This window comes from Paraburkholderia sp. BR10923, assembly GCF_040948765.1.
GTDB lineage: Bacteria > Pseudomonadota > Gammaproteobacteria > Burkholderiales > Burkholderiaceae > Paraburkholderia > Paraburkholderia youngii.
This window is the reverse complement of record NZ_JBFPKO010000010.1, coordinates 168082-188212: the sequence shown is the minus strand read 5'-3', so window position 1 is coordinate 188212 and position 20131 is coordinate 168082. Positions and strand designations below refer to the sequence as shown.

General features: G+C 57.3%; 5 protein-coding genes and 4 pseudogenes. 2 read left to right on the top strand and 7 right to left on the bottom strand.

What is annotated here, in order from left to right:
- Positions 1–242: 242 nt before the first annotated feature.
- On the top strand, positions 243–1301 hold the full coding sequence (locus AB3X94_RS20835) for an aldo/keto reductase (RefSeq protein WP_368612568.1): 1059 nt from the start codon (positions 243–245) through the stop codon (positions 1299–1301).
- A gap of 436 nt (positions 1302–1737) precedes the next feature.
- Here the strand turns inward: AB3X94_RS20835 and AB3X94_RS20830 are convergent, their stop codons facing one another.
- On the bottom strand, positions 1738–7239 hold the full coding sequence (locus tag AB3X94_RS20830; protein ID WP_368612567.1) for an AAA family ATPase: 5502 nt from the start codon (positions 7237–7239) through the stop codon (positions 1738–1740).
- A gap of 314 nt (positions 7240–7553) precedes the next feature.
- Positions 7554–8670, bottom strand: a pseudogene (locus tag AB3X94_RS20825) (AAA family ATPase); the annotation flags it as partial.
- A 213-nt stretch (positions 8671–8883) separates the two neighbouring features.
- Here AB3X94_RS20825 and AB3X94_RS20820 point away from each other — a divergent pair.
- Positions 8884–9646, top strand: a pseudogene (locus AB3X94_RS20820) (IS3 family transposase); the annotation flags it as partial.
- A 230-nt stretch (positions 9647–9876) separates the two neighbouring features.
- Here the strand turns inward: AB3X94_RS20820 and AB3X94_RS20815 are convergent.
- From AB3X94_RS20815 to AB3X94_RS20795, 5 genes and pseudogenes are all read right to left on the bottom strand, one after another.
- A pseudogene (locus AB3X94_RS20815) lies at positions 9877–10128 on the bottom strand (bestrophin family ion channel); the annotation flags it as partial.
- A gap of 80 nt (positions 10129–10208) precedes the next feature.
- Positions 10209–10661, bottom strand: a pseudogene (locus tag AB3X94_RS20810) (cytochrome d ubiquinol oxidase subunit II); the annotation flags it as partial.
- A gap of 141 nt (positions 10662–10802) precedes the next feature.
- Positions 10803–13076: an FdhF/YdeP family oxidoreductase gene (locus tag AB3X94_RS20805; RefSeq protein WP_368612566.1), complete on the bottom strand. Its 2274-nt coding sequence runs from the start codon at positions 13074–13076 to the stop codon at positions 10803–10805.
- Between the two features lie 116 nt (positions 13077–13192).
- Complete coding sequence (locus AB3X94_RS20800) at positions 13193–14353, bottom strand: NAD-dependent formate dehydrogenase (protein ID WP_368612565.1); 1161 nt, start codon at positions 14351–14353, stop codon at positions 13193–13195.
- Between the two features lie 176 nt (positions 14354–14529).
- A complete protein-coding gene (locus AB3X94_RS20795; RefSeq protein ID WP_368612564.1) occupies positions 14530–20121 on the bottom strand; it encodes an AAA family ATPase in 5592 nt (1863 codons plus the stop codon).
- Positions 20122–20131: the final 10 nt, after the last annotated feature.

Sequence of the window (20131 nt, the reverse complement as noted above, 5' to 3'; positions counted from 1 at the left end):
CCGAAGCGTCGGCGGTCGTGGGCGGACTTGGCCAAATAAACATTTCGCTCGGGCATACATGGAACCATGCGCGTGTAAAACGCGCTGGAGGAAGTCAGCCGTTCGAATACTAAAGAACACCGATCACCGAACAAAGATTCAGCGGAAAAGGAGCGCAGCATTCCATAGCGAAGACGTGCATCGCCGAAGCACCGACGCGACTGGGGGGGGCTGCTCCCGTGCGCCCAATATAGGAGCTAACCATGAAGTACAGGACGCTTGGCAATACCGGACTACTGGTTTCACAGCTTTGCCTGGGAACGATGACCTTTAGCAGCGGAAAGGGCGTCTACAAACACATTGGAAATGTCAACCAGGCAGGCGCGGACGAACTGGTAAAGGCGAGCATCGAAGCCGGCATAAACTTCTTCGATACCGCAGATGTCTATTCGGCAGGAGAGAGTGAGTCGATGCTCGGTCAGTCGTTCAAAAATCTCGGAATCGCACGGAAAGACTATGTATTGGCGACGAAGGTTTATAGTCGTATGGGCGACGGAAGAAATGACGTTGGAGCCTCACGGGGGCACATTATGGACGCGGTCGACGCTAGTCTTCGACGACTGCAGACCGACCATATTGACCTGTACCAGATACATGCGACTGATATGTTGACCCCCGTGGATGAAACACTGCGCGCACTCGACGATCTTGTCCGGCAAGGAAAAGTGCGTTACGTGGGAGTCTCGAATTGGCAGGCTTGGCGCATTGCCCTCGCGCTTGGAATTAGCTCCCGCCATAACTATGCCCGATTCGAAACTCTGCAAGCATATTATTCCATCGCAGGGCGCGATATTGAGCGAGAACTTGGTCCGCTGCTAGAGTCCCAGAAAATGGGGCTGATGGTGTGGAGTCCGCTAGCGGGTGGACTGCTTTCAGGTAAGTTCAGTCGCGAAAACCGCTCTCCTGAGGATTCTCGGCGGACTGAGTTCGATTTTCCTATTGTGGACAAAGAGCGCGCATGGGACGTCATCGATGTCATCCGCCCCATTGCCGAGGCTCGCTGCTGCAGCCCTGCCCGCATCGCACTCGCGTGGCTACTGTCACGACCCATCGTCACGACCGTCATCATCGGCGCCAAGAGGCTCAGCCAGTTGGAAGATAACATTGCCGCAATCGACATATCGCTCAGGGACGATGAGTTGAAATTGCTCGATGCCGTCAGTCAGTTGCCGTTGGAATATCCAGGTTGGATGCTGGAGACTCAGGGTGCCGATCGGCTTGGCCCAGTTGACCTATGGAAAAGCAAAGTCTCTACCGGCTAACGTGTAGCACAGCGGAGCCTTGGCCCATAAACTAGGCGCCGCACGCCGAACATGGACGGCGAAACTAAGGTATGCCGCGCATTTTCCATGTACCCGTGGGGAGTTCGTAGGTTAGTCTGTTGGCAGCGCGGCGGCGCGCACGCTAAAGTGCGCGGGCGCGGTTGCGCACAACGTAGCTCATGCTTGGCTCGGAGCCGTCACCCAATGACGAGCTATGCCACGCGATGCTGACTTGAAATAACCGAGCTGGTTCTGAAGCGCCATTCGCACAGTTGCCGGCTCAAGGACAGACTGACTAATTTGGAGATGCAGGAGACGTCACCTCCTGTGTGCCCACTGCTCCGCACCACTCTCGCCTCATCGCACGCACCGATGCATCCTGCCTGGCTATACGTAGCTGGTGGGGTTGCTACTTCACCAGAAAAAGCTGGGTCGATCACGGGCGACAATCCGGAGCGGATTCTGCAGTAACAGGAAGCGTGAACTGGAACGTTGTACCTTGTCCAGTCTCTTCGGCAACCCATAATTGCCCGCCATGTGTTTCGATGATCGAACGACATATTCGCAGCCCCATGCCGGTGCCTCCCGGCTTGGTGGTAAAGAATGGATCGAAGATCTGCTCGACGAGTTGCGGCGGCACTCCAATGCCGGTGTCGCTCACTGAAACAAGAATTTGCCCACTTTGAGCCCGTTCAGCTTTAATGACCATCGCCCGTATTCCGTCGACATCCTTCATTGCTTCGATGCCGTTGATGATCAGATTCATCACCACCTGCTGCAATTGCAGGCGATCTCCAACGAATTGGGGTAGCCCGGTTGCCAGCTCCGTCCGCATCGATACGTTGAATCGCAGAGCCTCGCCGCGCAAAAGTCCAACCGTTTCCTGAATAATCTCGCCGATGCTAGAGACCACTTGATTGGCGGCCTCCTTTTGGAATTGCGCACGGATTCCGCGGATGATCTGAGAGGCCCGCTGCCCCTGCGCCACAATTCTCTCTGTTGCCTTGCGCGCTTCAACTATATCCGGTCGATCACGACTGAGCCAACGCAGGCTAGCATCTGCGTTCGCAATAACGGCAGCAATCGGCTGATTAACCTCATGGGCTAGCGAAGCAGTCAATTCTCCCATGGCGGTCACGCGATTGACGCGCGCTAGATCGCTAAGGGCCTGACGTAAAGTCGCTTCCGCCTGTTTGCGTTCAGTTATGTCACGAACGGCCCCAACAAAGTCCAGGCTCCCTGTGTCGACTGCCCGGCCCGTGACGTGGACGTACTTGATTCTCCCGTCCGGCATCATCAACCGATGTTCTATGTCAAACGCCCTCTTTTCGCGAGACGCATCATCAAGGAGCCGCCGAACAAGATCGCGGTCTTCGAAATGAATTCGCTGTAGCGCCGCCTCCGCCGATGCACGAACACCTCGATCATATTCAAGAATGTTGTAGATTCCTTCCGACCAGTAATACTGTCCGTTTTCGCCAGTCCATCCAAAACTACCCGTGTGACTGATATATTGCCCCAGTGCCATGAAGGTCTCACTGCGTTGCAAGTCAGTGAATAGGGTAGCGTTCTCAATTGAGATAGCCGCCTGTGAAGTCAGCAACTGCAACACAGCAACCCGGCTCGGCGTGAATACACGGGATGCCAGATTGTTCTCAAGATAAAGCGCGCCGACAAGTGTCCCCTGCTTGATGACAGGCAAACATAATACGGATCGGCAGCCCCTAAGCTGTACGTATTCATCCTTCGAATACGCGTTATCGGAAGAGGCGTCATCGAGAATTACACTTTCCCGTGTTCTGATCACGTAGTGCAGTACGGATTGCAGGAGAGCGAACGGCGAAACGGTCTTCTGTCCAACCGCCACTTCGATCTTGCCAACAGCGGTAAGCGCCTCGGCTTCAATCGTTGGGACGCCGCCTGCAATCTGAATCAGTACACCGCGCTCCGCCCCCGCGTGCTCCATTGAGATTCGCATGAGCGTCTCAATCAGCGAGGGAAGGATCATCTCGCTGGACAAGGCACGCACCGCTTTCATTACGGCCTCGACATCCAACCGCTCGGTCGGTTCGCCGATCCCAGCCGCAAAAATCTGCGTTCCATTCTCGTGATGACGCGGATACTGTTCGTCGAGTTGCTTAACTTTGCCAATCGCGCCCCATCTGTCGTAGCAATTACGCGCCTTCCGGATGTAGGCGTAGCCCGCAGTTTCGATATTGCGCGACAAATAAAAACGTCCTGCAAGCTCGTGCGCGATCGCCTCGTTGTGCAGAAATCCGTTTGCCTTTGCTCTGTCTATCGCCTGCTCATACAGCCGCATGGCATCGAGGTCCAGCGCTTCGATCCGCGCAATTTCTGCGCTCACCAGTAGGAAACGATCTTCGAATGTCTCCCGGGAACTCTCTGCCCAGATTGTCAACTGGGCGTGGTGGTCAGCCAATGCTTTACGGTGTTCCCATCGCGAGTCTCCGATTGCGGAATCAAAAGACGCGGCCCGAGCCAAGGCACCGTAAAAGTGATATTCCGCTGTTTCGAAAAAGGAGCGCGTTGCCCATAGCAGGGGGGCAGCCTCCGTCGACGCATGCATGGCCGATCCGTAATCTCCCGCAAAGTAACACGCTTGTAATTTTCTGACCCAGTAGAAGCACTCCAGTAACCCTGGTTCAGCGCTGGCTGCCGCTAGAACTTCGAATTGAAGATCGTCGAAGTGCCCGTCACCGAGCGTACCAAACTTCGATGTGAGACCGCGAAGGTTTCGAACAAATGCAAGCTGTATCGAAATTGGAATAATGGCCCGGTCGAACCGCATACGTTCGGCAAACTCAAGACCGCTCTCGGCGTCACGCTGCACATCCATCAGACGATCTCCCGCAGCAAGAAGATTCGCATTAATGTTTGTGAAGCTATATGCCGCGTAGGTGAGATCGCCAATCTTGTTCGCGGCCTCGAAAGCGCGTCGCAACACCTCCCGCCCTGCCCTGATGTGGTGTTTCCACGGGATTATATTGCTCCCAAAACGCAAATAGACGCGCGCCTGGTAGCCACTCAATCCGCGCTTCTCCACCAAGTCGTAACCGAGCTTTCCGAGCTGGAATCCAGCCTCATAATTAGAAAAGCGAGGGCCGGCAAGCATACCCAGCGACACATAAGCGAAGCATGCCGCATCGCTATTACCATGCTCTAGACTGATGCAGACCGTACGACAAAGCACGAATGCCAGGAGGTTTTCACTGGTGTGCATCGCCTGCATGACGAATTCAGTCAAGATGGCCAGTTCATCGAGCAAATCCGAATCGGTGACCAATGGAAGGTCAACGAGTTCCTCAATATTCCGGCCCCCCAATAAAGACCAGATCCGGTCATATTCGCGGGAAACCTCTTCGTCGCTGGGATGTGCCGACCAGTCCAAGCCGCGACCTCGTTGATACTCGATGAATACCTGCAAGCCACGGTCAGTTTGTCGAGTAAGGTCATAGAGTGTCAGGCGCAAGCGCGTGATAAGTGCAATATCATGAGCACTTTTCACACGGTCAGTCAGCTTGCAAAGCCGGTCTTCCGCAGCGTCGGTGTCGGAGGTCATCATTTCGCATTCGGCGAGAAGACTCTCGATCGAAAAGATTAGGTCGTAATTGTGCTCCCAAGCGGAGGCGCTTAAGGAAGCGCGTCCGGCATGAAGATATGTCAGCGCCGCGGCGTACGCAGTTGATTTTTTCGCGCGTCTTCCCGCGATAAGATTCAATCGCGCAATAAGTTCAAGTGCGTCCATCGACGTGACAAGATGTGCGCCACGATTGAGATGATTTGCAATTTCGAAAATCACTTCCTCAAGTTTCTCGGGAGAGGTATGCGACGCCATCAACATACCGATACGCAAATGTGCCTCCGCCCGCGCCTTCTGAGGAATCAGCGAGTACGCAGCTTCCTGAACACGATCGTGGACAAAGCTGTAGATGTCCTGCGATCGCGAAACGAGGCCGGCTTGGAGAGCTTCCGAAAGCTGTCCAAGCAGTTCCTCGTTTGAACGCTCCGAAGCCATGCGCAGTGCGGCTAGATCGGCGCTGATCCCCAGGCACGCGAGCTCTTGTAGGGCTTTCTGTGCCCCCGTGGACAGGCGATCCAATTTTCTCACCATGAGGTCTACGACATTGTCGGTATAGCCTCGCATGCGTATGCGATTCAGATCCCATGACCACTTCCCCTCACCGTAATCGAATGTGAGCAAGGATTCCTCGGCAAGCGCGGAAAGGAATTGAATGGCGAAGAATGGGTTACCGTCTGTTTTTTCCTCAAGCAGCTCTGCCAACGAGCTAGCGCGTAAGCGTTCACAATGAAGAGAATCGGCCACCAGCTCCTCCAGGTCGGTACGGCCAAGAGGCGCAAGCACGATGTCATGCACTAACGTGCCAGCCTGCCGAATTTTTTCGAGCTTGCGCATCAGCGGATGCGCGGAGGTGACTTCGTTATCGCGATAAGCACCGACCAGCATCAAGCCTTTCACCTCCGCATGCGTGAGCAATTCCTCCATCAGATCCAAGGTACCCGCGTCTAACCATTGCAAATCGTCGAGGAAGAGCGCAAGGGGGTGATTTCGAGTGAACACGCCAACAAATCGGCGAAACACAAGTTTCAGACGATTCAGTGCGTCCTGTGCCGGAAGCTCGGGTACAGGCTCTTGTTCGCCTATGACGAGCTTCAGTTCGGGAACCAGATCAATCATGAGCTGCCCGTTTGGGCCGAGCGCCTCAACTATTTCATCGCGCCAGTGCCCCACCTCTTCTTCACTCTTTGCGAGTATTGGTCGAATGAGGCCCCGGAAAGCTTCCGCGAGGGTCGCATATGGAATATCGCGCTTGTACTGATCGAACTTGCCTGACGCAAAATACCCACGAGGGGGCACAAGCGCTTTATGAAGTTCGTTAACAACGGAAGATTTGCCGACACCGGAGAAGCCAGAAACAAGAACAAGTTCCGGTCTGCTGCCACCTACGACACGGTCAAAGGACGCAAGGAGCGTATCGATTTCTGCTTCCCGCCCGTACAATTTTTCGGGAATCCGCAGCCGATCCGGCATGTCACACTGGCCCAGAGGGAACTCATCGATATGGCCATGAGTTTCCCATTCTCCGAGACATCGTTGCAGATCACGCCCCAGGCCTACCGCCGTCTGGTAGCGCGCTTCCGCAGTCCTGGCGAGTAACTTCATAATGATGGACGAGACGACGTACGGGACACCCGGCGTTCGCTCCACGGGAGAAAGTGGCCGCCTTGCTAGATGGCAGTGCACCCATTCCATCGGATCCGAACCCGTAAAGGGGAGTTCGCCGGTAAACATCTCGTAAAGCGTGACACCCAACGAATAGAGGTCACTACGCGAATCGATTGAGCGGTTCATGCGTCCGGTCTGTTCCGGAGACATGTAGGCCAGAGTGCCTGCGATGATTTCAGGTGGCACAGGCGACAGCCGCTCGCGGGGCAGTCGGGAGGCGATGCCAAACCCGGTAAGCCACACGTGACCCGAATCGTTAACAAGAGCGTTCGCGGGTTTGACGTCCTTGTGAATGAGGCCTTGGCGGTGGACTCCACTCAGCGCCGCCGCGAGACCGATGGCGATACGCAGCAGACGAGTCACGTTGAGTGGATGCTCCTTGTAGCGGGCAATCAAACAATCCAGAGGCTCACCACCCGGGTCCTTCATAACGAGGATTGTTTGACCCAGACGACGAGTCAATGCGAGTGGTTGAGCAGCCCATTCCGTATTGAGTTCTGGCGCAAGCGACATCTCGTGTTCAAGCCGCTGTAGGCTCTGAAGAGATGGTTGGTCAACAGCCGCCGCCAGCGCCAGGATTGGCTCGGAACTTCTGAGATCTCTGCCGCGGTAGAGCGTGAACCCCGACTCCCCACGAAGCGGCTCTATCAAATATCCGAAATCTTCTGTCATTGAGAATTCTCGAGTTGCCCAGAAAGAAACCCGCTTCTTTCAGGAACGAGACGGGTCAGTTTAATTCTGCGTTACTGGCGCTTACTAACCGAGCGCCAGACTCCGCAATACCGACACGGTCGCACCCGTAGCCGAATGGCGCTTGCCTACGGATTACCGTGGTGATGGCTGGCCTCGTTCGCTGCCACGAATCCGATTAACCGGGTCGGTCGCCTTCGTATGGCAAGCCTTCCGTGAGTTGCATGTCCAACTGAGCACTACTCTTGGCTGCTTCCCCTCGATGACTTGTACGATCTCGCGGATCGCCTCGTTAAAAGCAACATGCGCACCAGGCCCTGGAATGCCTGAATGTGCGTCGCATAGGGGACGTTGCGCTTGTACTGGTCGAACTTCCCAGAAGCGAATAATCCCCGTGGCGGCACCAGATATTGTGCAGTTCATTGACCACCGACGATTTGCCGATACCTGAGTAACCGGAGACGAGCACGAGTTCGGGCGTGCCGCTCTGGAGAATACGGGTGAACGTGCTGACCAGGGTATCGACTCGAGCTCCCGTCCGTACAACCGCTCGGGAATCGTCAGCTTGCCAGGCATGCCGTGTTCATCCAGCCGGAAGTCGTCAATGCGGCGTTGTCGCTGCCAGTCGGCGAGGCAACGCCGGAGGTCATGCTCGACACCGGTGGCAGTCTGGTAGCGCTCGTCAGCTGTCTTGGCGAGCAGCTGCATGACGATACGGGAGATCACCGAAGGAACAGCTTGCACCCGCGCGTCGGGACGCATCGGCGTTCTTGCGATGTGGCAATGCACCCATTCCATGGCGTCGGCGGCGGCAAACGGCAAGACGCCCGTCAGCATCTCGTAGAACGTGACGCCCAGTCCGTATAAGTCGCTGCGCGAATCGATCGAGCGGTTTATCCGGCCGGTCTGCTCGGGCGCCATGTAGGCGAGCGTTCCGGCGATGGTTTCAGGTGGCTCGGGGGCCTGCCGCTCGCGTGGCAGGCGCGACGCCAGGCCGAATCCGGTGAGGCGGGCCTGCCCATCGGCGCAGTGCACGAAGATATGCGCGGGCTTGAGATCCTTATGCACAAGACCGCGTTGGTGAAGTTTGCCAAGCGCGGCCGCAATGCCAATCGCGAGTTCCAGGAAGTGCCCGATCTCAATTGGCGCACCAAGCAGCCGCGCGAGCGGCTCGCCGCCAGGGTCCTCGAGCACCAACACGGTTCGACCGTCTTCACGTGTCAGCCTCAGCGGGCGCACCGCCCATTCACTATCAACCTCGTCCTTCAGCCCGAATTCATGGACAAAGCGTTCGAGACTGCTCGGCATAGGACGTTCGGCTGCAAGACGCACCAGCAAAACTCTCTCTCCGGTTGCCGCTCGCCAGACAACACGCTCGCCATCGCCTAACAAGATATTTTCTCTATTATTCATTAGCCGTCGCAACGAAAGAGCACTGTTGTTGTAGGTGCAAAAGCACCGGTAATGATACGCGTTCTTCATAGCAAAGTCATCGCCGGTCTACGCGCGACAACGACGAACTGCGGCTCCGACTGGAGCAGCCCCTGAAACGCCGGACACAGTCTCCTACTTGAACTAGCGGGTAGGCATAAGACTGTATTTTTGACTAATACCAGGCAGGAAGTGATGGAAATGTTGGCGGGCCCGGAGCGTCGGCGGCGCTGGACGGCAGAGCAGAAGCTCGCGATGGTGCGGGAGAGTTTCGAACCGGGGAAATCGGTTTCGCTGGTCGCGCGCCAACACGGCGTGAATCCAAATCAGTTGTTCCACTGGCGCAAGCTGTTACCAGGACGGGAGCCTGTCCGCGGTCAAGGCTGGCGAGGAAGTGGTTCCGGCATCGGAATTAGCCGATGCCCTCAAGCAGATTGGCGAGCTGCAACGGATGCTCGGTAAGAAGACCATGGAGAACGAGATTCTCCGGGAAGCAGTTGAGTACGGTCGGGCAAAAAAATGGATTGCGCACTCGCCCTTGCTGCCGGAGGACGACCAGTAAAGCTGGTTTGCGAAGTTCTCGGCGTGTCGCGCTCGAACGTATCGGCACGACTGTCGCGCCCAGCTACATGGCAGGATGGACGACAATCCAGGCAGACTGACAATGCTCCCGTGATTGAGGAAATCCGCCGCGTTGTGGGCGACTTGCCCAGCTATGGCTACCGCCGCGTCTGGGGCACATTGCGCACTGAACGCGTTGCTGCGGGGACTCGTGCCGTTCAATGCAAAGCGTATCTACCGCGTCATGCGCGCGTACGGGTTGCTGACACAGCGGCGTCCAATTCCGCCTCGGCCGCAACGTCGGCACGATGGCAAGGTGGCTGTGGCGCGGAGCAATCAGCAATGGTGCTCTGACGGCTTTGAGTTCCGTTGCGACAACGGCGAGCCGCTGCGCGTGATCTCGGGTACAACCTCGCGTCGGTTTTGGCGGGGGCACTGCGCCGTATCTGGCGACATGGCTGATCTCGGCAACAGGCGATGCAAAGGCACCCGCCTGGATGCTGACGATCGCCGCGCTCCTTTCTTTGGTGACCGCGCTGTCGCTGAGTGAAACGGCGCGGCGACCTTTGTCAGTGGCCTAGCCGTGTCACCGGGCGGAGATGGAACTACCGTCCGTACACCTGCGCGCTATGTAAATAGGTAAGGCCGAATTGGCTCGATTTCGTCTGGCAGCTCACGATCGCACAGTTCGAGTACCGACCATTCTATGTTACGCGTTATCGCATCGAGCGCGAGTGCATTCTGCGCGAAGCTAAACGGTTCAGCAACTTCGCTGGCGATTGCTTCGAGGGCAATCAGCGTGTATGAAATGAACACGCAAAGCAGCGGAGTAAAAAATTCTGTTGAGTCGACAAGGCCGAACGGCAGCAAAACGCAATACGTGGCGCGAGCGATTCACGAAAGAGAACGGCGGGCCCCAGCAACATGCATTGGCATATCCCGAGCCGCGGCGCGTGCGGTCAGTGATAGCCGGTATCTCCCGCGCTCACTTTGCCCCGGAATACTCGATATTGCATCGCCTGATAGATAAGGATGATGGGGAGAATGATCACCGTACCCACCAGCGAGCAACGCTGGCTCGAGTGGCTTGACGACGCCTGCCAGATCGTCAGCGATGGCGGAACAATGTTCGGCCAGATGCTGATCAGCAAGCCGCTATATCCGAGGAAGCACAGCGCAAGCGTCAAAATGAAAGGCATGGCCTCAGCGTACGACCGGAGCGACCGCACGATCCCCCACACACATGCAATCACGAGGATCGGCACTGGCAGGAAATATATGAGGTTGCCGCCGCCAAACCAGCAATGCGCGACCATTGGCAAACCGACCACCGTCCATAGGCTCACGACGGCGATTACACCAAGCAGCACGTACACCAACGGCCGCATCAACAAACGAGACCGTGAACGCAAACTGCATTCTCGCAAGGTGATAGGCGTCGAAGATTTCCATGATGAGCTAGTGCTTCCGGGTAATGGACGGAGTGCCGTGGCAACGCGAAGCGGCGGGCGCCACGGTCTCACGGCCGTCCTTGATGACACTTGTTCTGGTATTCAGCGGGCGGCAGGTATCACCCGGACTGGCACCGACTTGTAAGCGGGCGTGCCGCATTCCTTGTCGATGTGGTCGAGCGGCACCAGAACATTGGCTTCCGGATAGTACGCAGCGACTGAGCCCTTCGCGATCGCGTACGCGATTGCGGTGATGTTTTTCAGTCGAAGTTGCCGGCCCGAAGTGACCGTCTCGATATCGACGAAATCGCCGTGCTCGAGTCCGTGCTCCCGAAGATCGGTCTCATTCATGAACAATACGTCGCGCCGGCCGAATACGCCGCGATACCGGTCATCCAGCGCATAAATCGTGGTGTTGTATTGGTCATGGCTGCGAATGGTGATGAGGCGAAGCGCCTTGACGTCATCCGGAGCGTCTGTGCCACGCCCGACACCTTCGTAGACGGAGAACTCGGCCTTCCCGGAAGATGTATGCCACTGCCGCTCGGTTGGGGGTATCGGGAGACGAAATCCGCCCGGGTGCCTGATCCGCTCGTTGAACGCTTCGAATCCAGGTACGGTGCGTTTGATCAGATCGCGGATGTTGTCGTAGTTGGCGATCAGATCCGTCCACGCTACCTTACTGTCGGGCAACGTCGCGCGTGCGATGCCAGCAACAATGGCGGGCTCGGAGCGCAAGTGCTCCGACGCCGGAGTGAGCTTGCCAGCAGACGCGTGGACCATCGACATGGAGTCTTCGACGGTGATTGACTGATGGCCTCCTGCCTGCACGTCGACTTCGGTGCGGCCAAGGCATGGGAACAGGTACGCTTCCTTGGAGACGAGCAGGTGGGTGCGATTGAGTTTTGTGCCGATGTGTACACTCAGGTCGAGCCCCGTTATGGCGGGGAACGACCTCTGTGCATCGGGCAATGCGACTGCGAAGTTTCCGCCGAGAGCGATGAGCGCCTTTGCCTTGCCGTCGATCATCGCTTGAACCGCTTGAACTGCGTCATGACCGTGAGCCGACGGCGGGGTGAACCCACACGTCTCTTCAATCAGCCGAAGAAACGCTGTGGATGGCTTCTCGGTGATGCCGACAGTGCGATTCCCCTGGACATTTGAATGTTCACGTAGAGGACAGATGCCGGCACCCGGCTTGCCAAAGTTACCGCGCAATAGCAAAAGGTCAGCAATCAGACGTACATTTGCTGTGCCGTTGCAATGCTGAGTGATCCCCATTCCATACGTGACGATCGTGGCATTGGATTTGGCGTAGGCGAGCGCGACCTCTTCGAGATCCGCGCGCGAGAGGCCACTTTCCTTCTCTATCCGGTCCCACGAGGCCGCTTCGATGCTGGCGGCGAATGCATCGAATCCCTGCGTGTGTGTGGCGATGAACGCACGATCAAGCACCTGGCCTTGTTCGCGCTCCATCGTCAGCAGTGCCTTCATGATACCTTTCAGTGCCGCCGCGTCGCCGCCGGCAGCGACCTGATAGTAGGTCGATGCGATGCGCGTCGAACCATAGGTTGCCATTTCGACCAGGTTCTGCGGATCCGTGAATCGTTCAAGCGCTCGCTCGCGCAACGGATTGAAGGCGATGATGGGGACATTGCGGCGTGACGCTTCGTGTAGCGTTCCCATCATGCGCGGGTGATTCGTGCCCGGGTTGTGGCCAATCGAAATGATGAGTTCAGTCGATTCAAAATCCTCCAGCGACACGGTCCCTTTGCCGATGCCGATCGAGTGTGGCAGCCCCACGCTGGTTGCCTCGTGGCACATATTGGAACAATCCGGAAAATTGTTCGAGCCGTACTCACGGGCGAATAGTTGGTACAGGTACGCAGCTTCGTTCGACGCGCGACCTGACGTATAGAACTCCACCTGGTTCGGCGAGAGTTCCCGCAAAATCTCGCCGATGCGCGCAAACGCGTCGTCCCATTCCACCGCACGGTACGTGTCGGTCGCGCGGTCGTAGACGAGTGGGTGGGTGAGACGGCCCAGATCCTCCAACTCGAAGTCACTTTTTTGCAGTAGGGACGTCACGGTGTTGCGCGCAAAGAACTCCGGGGAAACACGCCTGGTTGTCGCTTCCCATGTGACCGCCTTTGCTCCGTTCTCACAGAATTGGAAAGTTGAACGGTGTTCCTTGTCAGGCCATGCACAGCCAGGACAATCGAAGCCGGCGGGCTGGTTCACCCTCATCAGCGTGATCGGGGCTGATATGTTATCCATCTGCCGGCGGATGGCCTGCGCGGTGGCTTTCAGCGCACCCCAGCCGCCGGCGGGTCCGTTATAAGGGCGGATGCCCGGCACGTTTCGTCGCGTCGTCATGTGAAGTTCCGTCGAGGAATTCTCAGCAATACCTGCGACCGTATCGTTGCCGATCCTGGGAGCTTAGTAGCGAGTTACCGGATCGGAACGAGGTCAGCGATGGCGCAATACAGAAATCAACTCAGCTTGTAGGAGGCCGCTCCAGTGCCCGCGAGCTTGCCGCCGTTGACGATCAGGTACTCCGCACGGATGGGCCTCCCTTCGAGGAAACACTCAAGGATCTCGCGCGTACCGGCCGCATACCGCGCTTGTGCCGACAGCGACGCGCCTGAAATGTGCGGCGTCATCCCCTCGTTCGGCATACTGCGCCATGGATGTTCGGCCGGAGCCGGTTGCGGGAACCAGACATCCCCACCGTAACCGGCGAGACGGCCGGACTCGAGTGCGCGCGCGACCGCATCGGCGTCGCACAGCTTCCCACGCGCGCAATTGACCAGATAAGCCCCCGACTTGATTTGCGCCAGCATTGCATCGTTGAACATGTGTTCGGTCGATGGATACAGGGGGCTCTGAAGATTGATCACGTCGCATACCCGGACCAACGACTCAGCGCTCGAATGAAAGGTGACGTTCAATTCTCTCTCGAGTTCCGGGGAGAGTCGATGCGGATCGTAGTAGTGCAGGTGCACGTCGAACGGTTTCAGCCGTCTCAACACGGCAAGCCCGATGCGGCCGGCTCCGATCGTACCGAAGTGCATCCCTTCGAGGTCGTAGCTGCGAGCGACGCAGTCGGCGATGTTCCAGCCGCCATTCACGGCAAACTGATGGGAGGGCAAGTAGTTGCGCACCAACGCTAACACCGTCATCACGACATGCTCCGCTACGCTGACGCTGTTTGAAAACGTCACTTCGGCGACAGTAATGTCCCGTTCTGCCGCTGCCTGAAGGTCTACGTGATCTGATCCAATGCCTGCAGTTAGCGCGAGCTTCAGCTTCTTTGCTTTCGCAATGCGTTCGCGGGTCAGATAGGCCGGCCAGAAGGGCTGTGAGATAACGATGTCCGCGTCGCAGAGATGGCGTTCGAAGACTGAGTCCGGCCCGTCCTTGTCGCTCGTCACGATCAGTTCATGACCTTGACTTTCGAGATAATGACGCAGACCTAGTTCTCCTGACACGGAGCCGACCAATTCCCCGGGCTTGAACCCCAACGACCCCTGAGGTGAGGGAGGACGTTGCCCGCCCGGGTACGATGTAATCGACGGAACATCTGTGCGGGCGTAACTCGGCGGATAGCCAGTTACGGGATCAGGGAAGAGCGCACACAGGATCTTTGCCACCGTTTTCCTCCTAACTTGTGTATAGCGCCATTAGTGATGCGCTACCCGCAGCTTAGGGGCGGTTCGGTGCGTTTCGTTGCGTCGCCAGATCAGATTTTGTGCAATCGCATGGCGGCTGATCTATCGCCTGGCGACGCTAGTCGGTCATGTCGGATTGGCGAGGATGACTGCGTGTGTCACGACTGCAACCGTGGCTCATTGTCCGCAGACGGGAGCGTGACCCGAAAAGTGGTGCCGCCGGATTGATTGGGAACTGCAAGCACACTTCCGCCGTGGGCCTGAACGATGGAATGTGCAACGGATAGGCCGATGCCCATCCCTGTTTCCTTCGTTGTGAAGAATGGCTCGAAAAGCCGATCGACGTGCGCTGCGGGAAGACCTGGTCCCGAATCCGATACGTGTATTTGGACGTCGCCCCCATGGATCACAGATGTCTCGATGTCCAGCGTTCGTCTGCCTTCATTGACCGCGCTCATTGCTTCAATCGCGTTGACAATCAGGTTGAGCACGACTTGCTGAAGTTGAACCCGATCTCCACTAACGAACGGTGCAGGGGAAGCCAGTTTTGTTTTGATAGTAACGCCGTTCTTTTCCGAATCACGTCGAGTAATGAACAGAACTTCGTTGATGGCCGAATTGATATCAACCGTTTCCTCGCGGGCCGGTGCCTTGCGGACCAGATTTCGTATGCGATCGATGATATCGCCCGCTCGCATCGCGTCTCGGACAATCAGATTCAGTGCGTCGCGAGCCCGGTCGACATTTGCGGGAGTCGCGGATAGCCAGCGCAATGCTGCGTCGCCGTTCGCAGCCATCGCTGCGATGGGTTGCTTCACCTCGTGGCTGATCGTTGCAGTCAGTTGCCCGATCGTAGACAGCCGATTCGCATGGGCCAGTTCACGCTGCACTTCGCGAAAGCGGATTTCGCTTTCTCGCGCCTCCGCCTCCGCGAGCTTGCTCGCGCCCAAATCGAGAACGAACGCTACCCCTTCCTCGTGCGATGGCGGAAACATTGCGGCGCCAACCAGAACCGGAACGCGGCTGCCGTTCTTCCGGAAGTATTCCTTCTCGAGTGGCGGCAGCACGCCGTCTTTGCGAAGTATCGGCTCGTGAACGGAAAGGTCTCGCTCCAGCCATTCGACGGGAGTCAGAACTTTCCAGTTCAGTTCTCCACGCTGTAGTTCCTCTCGACTGTATCCGACCAAGTCAAGGAAGGCGGCGTTAGCATCCAGCAATGTTCCATCGAGCGAAAAGATCGAAATGCCGATGATATTTGCATCGACGAGGCGCCGGATTCTCGCCTCGCGGTCGGACAATTCCCTGTAGAGGCGTGCGTTTTCCAGCGCTATTGTCACTTGCGATGCCAGAACATTGAGTGCCGCGATGCGAGAGTCGACGAAGGCGCCAGCGGCGAGTCTGTTCTCGAGATAGAGAACTCCCGCCAACTGGCCCCGGCGCAAAAGAGGAATGCATAGCGCCGCACGGACACCGTGCGCAGCGAGATACGGGTCCGCCCCGAATATAGGGTCGGCAGCACTATCGCTCACGATGGCAATTTCCCGCGTTCGCAACACGTAGTTCACGATTTTCATCGCAAGGTGGCGCTCGCCAACAGCGACGCTTTGCTGCTCGACGATGACCGTGTCTTGACGAACGATTGCTTCCGCCTCTATTCGTGGTCCGCCTGGCGGCGAGGTGAGGATCAACACGCCACGGTCGGCGCCCGCGTGCGTCAGGACCGCTTTCATGAATGTGTCGATCACATTTTCCAGCACGATTTCGGACGAGATGTGTTGTGACACCTCAATCAACAGACCGAAATCCAGGTCGCCTGCCTGCGACTTTATCGTGTCGCGGGCGAGGCTGCGGTGTTCGCCGGCGGCAAGGTGCGGATATGTCTTGTCGAACTGTTGGACCTTGCCCGTCGCACCCCAACGCAGATAACCATAGCGTGCGTTGCGTAGATAGGCATCCGAGATGATGTCGAAGCCGCGCGCGCGATAAAAACTTGCCGCCAGTTCGCTCGCGATTGCTTCCTGATGCGGAAAGTCGCTGCGGCGGGCCGACCGGATCGCGTGTTCGTAGGATTGCTCGGCCTCGATGATCGCGCCTTCGAGACGCGCAACCTCCGCGTTGACCAACGCCGCACGATCCTCGAAATTCTTGGGCCAGTTGCTCGCCCAACGCTTCAAAAGCGTATGGTGATAAGCGATCCGCTTCAAATGCTCATCACGTTCGTCAACGGATACATGTTCGGCGCGTGCGGCCAACGTAAGCGCGGCATAGAAATGAAATTCCGCCTCCTCGATGAACATCGACGAGGTCCACAACAACGATTGGGCTCTTGATAGCGCAATAACCGCCGTCTCGTAGTCGCCGGCAAGATAGCGCGCCTGCATTTTTCGCGTCCAGTACCAGCATTCCGCAATGGCGAGACCGGGGTTCTGAGCCAGACGCGATTCGAACGCCTGTTCTTCAAAATGCTCGTAATCGAATGAACCGAACAGGCGAGTTTGGCCACGCATCGAGCGGGTGAAAGCAAGCTGTGTCGAGACAATATCGACGATAAGCGCGTACCGCGCCTTTTCGACGAAGATAAGGCCGTCTTCTGCGTCGCGTTGAACGTTCGGCAGTGCTTCGCCTGAAAACAGAAGATTGGTGTTGATGTGCGTGCAGGCAAACGACGCGTACATAAGGTCGCCTGCTTTATTCGCAGACACGAAGGTCCGTCGGAATAGAGCTTCGGAAAGGCGGACGTGTTCTGTCCAATGCAATGTGAAAGAAGCAAACACGAGGCAAATGCTCGCATGAAAACGATGATGCGCGTTAAGCTCGGCGATTTGGTAGCCAGCCTGGCCGAGACGAACCCCAATTTCGAAATCACCAAAACGGGGGCCGGCGATTCTGCTCAGGGTTCCATAAGCGACGCAGGAGGCCTCACAGTTTCCGTTCGCGAGGCTCAGGTTGATCGCCTTGCACGTGATAAGCGAATTGAGATTGAAGTCGGTGAAACAGGCCGCAGACAAAAGTCGCGTCAACACTTCGACCGTCACTAGCGTAGTCGGGTCGGTCATCGGGGGGAGTTTGACGATATCCGCGACTGAAAGACCGGCCATTCTTCTCTGAAGCTCTTCGTACTCTTGTTTGACCTCATCGTCGGCAGGGTGGGCCGAGCATGATATGCCTGCATTCCGCAAAAATTCGAGGGCTATGGAGACGACACGATCGTTTTGGTCCAGGGTCGTGCAGACATCCATTCGGCTGACTGTAACTCGGCTTTGATCAGGCAGACTCATGGGTTTCGTTGACAGGACCGTCAAGCGGCGTTCCGCGTCCGAGAGCTTGCCGGTAAGAAATTCGCACTCCGCGATTTCCAGTTCAAACCGAAAGCGGATATCGGACTGCCGCTCGGTTGGGCCGTGGGCGAAGAGTGCCGCGCCCGCGTTCAGGTAACGCAGCGCAGCGTCGTAGGCTGCAGTACGCTTGGCACGTATGCCGGCACGAAGATTAATCTCCGCAACTGCCTCGCGCTCTTCATTGGATGTGACACCGCCCAGGGCACGATTGAACTGGCTGGCGATTTCAAAGAGTCCGTCGTCGTTCTCGTCTGAGAGATGGTTCGACAATCGCCGGGCAAGCGTGAGATGAGTTTCAGTGCGTGCGCAGTCGGGTGTGAGGCAATAGGCTGCCTCCTGAACGCGGTCGTGCGAGAACCGATATGCGTTGCCGATCCTTTCAACGAGTTCCTGTTGCACAGCACTTCGCAGGCTCAGATGGATTGCATCTTCGGTCGCTTGCCGGACGATTGCCAGGCTGTGAGCTGTTGCGGTGTTGCCGAGGCATGCGAGGTCGCGAAGAACGTCAAGACAATCACGCGGCAAGCGCTGGAGTCGGGCGCTCATCAAGTCGGCCACATTGTCGGTATAGCCGGCGCTCTGAATGGGCTGAATGTCCCATGACCAGCGACCTGCGGCGTTGTCTCTGACAATCAATTGCTCATCGGCAAGTGTGTGAAGAAACTGAATGACGAAGAACGGGTTGCCGGCAGTTTTCGTATGAATGATATTTGCCAACGGTTCAACGAACTCGTCGTTGGAACGCAGCACGTCGCCAACCAGCGACACGACTTGCCCGGGCTCCAGTGGCGCGAGCTTTACTTCCTCGATGTCAGCACCGATTGCTCTGGTCGCGGCAATTTTCTGCGCGAGGGGGTGGCACTGGTCGACCTCGTTATCGCGATAGGCGCCAATTAGCAGCAGATGGCGCATATCGGATTGCCCGGCGATGTCGCCCAACAGATCGAGCGTAGCGGCGTCTGCCCACTGTAGATCGTCGATGAACAGTATGAGCGGGGTGTTCTCGCGTGCAAAGGCGTTGATGAAGCGGCGCAGCACAAGCTGGAACCGGCTTTGAGCCTGTTGAAGCGGTAGCTCAGGCGCAGCAGGCTGTTCGCCGATGAGAAGTGCCAGTTCAGGAACGAGGTCGGTAACGAGTTTCCCGTTGGGCCCTAGCGCTTCGCGAATGGCGTTGCGCCAGTGGCTTACTTCCTCTTCGTGTCTCGTGAGCAACTGCTTGACCAGATCTTTCAGCGCTAGCCTGAGCGCCGCATAGGGCACGTCGCTGTTGTGCTGGTCGCATTTTCCAGCGGCGAATGTCCGTTGCGAGACGACGAAGGACCGCCGCAGTTCCCCTACCACGGAGGACTTGCCGACGCCAGAGTACCCGGAAACGAGTACTACTTCGGCGGAACCGCCAAGCAGCACCCGCTCGAATGCACTCACCAGTCGGGCCAATTCTCGCTCTCGGCCATACAGTCTGGCCGGTCCAGCGAACCGGTCTGGCAGATCGGCCTCGCCAGCGTTGAATGGACGAATGTCACCGTGAGCGGACCATTCTTTCATGCAAAGGCGAAGGTCGCATTCGAGGCCCGCTGCACTTTGATAGCGCTCCTCGGGACCCTTCTCCAGCAGTTTGGTGACGATCGACGATAACTGGACTGGCACCCACGGTGATCGCACGTGCGGCGGCACGGGTTTTCTCGACGTGTGATTGTGAATCCACTCCATTGGCGTATTGGCCGAAAAAGGCAGCGTTCCGGTCAGCATGCGGTAGAAAACTACGCCGAGGCTATAAAGATCGCTGCGAGCGTCAATGGCGCGCCGCAGGCGGCCTGTCTGCTCTGGCGCCATGTATGCCATCGTGCCTGCGATCACATCGGGGGGAGTGGCTGGCTCTTGGTGACGCGCAATCTCAGAAGCAATTCCGAAGCCGGTGAGTCTGATCGTGGCGTTGACTGTGTCGACGTAAAGATGAGCAGGCTTCAGGTCCTTGTGCACGATACCGCAGTGATGCATGCGTCCAACGGCGGCCGCGGCACTGATGGCCAGCGTCAAAAACCGACTGGTAGGTAGCGCACCGGTCAACAAATGCTCGAGCGGCTCCGCCCCATTGTTGTCAAGGAGCAAAATGGGCCGGTCGTTTTGGCGCTGCAATTCGAGCGGACGGATGGCCCAGCTCTCGCCGAGCTTGTCTCTCAGCCGATACTCGTTCGACAGGCGCTCGAATGTGGCGATATCGGGTGCCGCGCTTGTCGGTCGGGCTATCAGCAGACATCTGCGATTTCCATCCGGGCGAGAGGCTGACGCCGTGCAATAGGTTACGTCAGCGTCCTCCTGAACGATGTCCGCGATACTGATCTGGGTGAATTGGACTGCCGGCGAGGCCGCGGCCTCAGTGATTGAAGAACGCGGAGTCGTCGGTCTGTTCATGGCTGGGCGG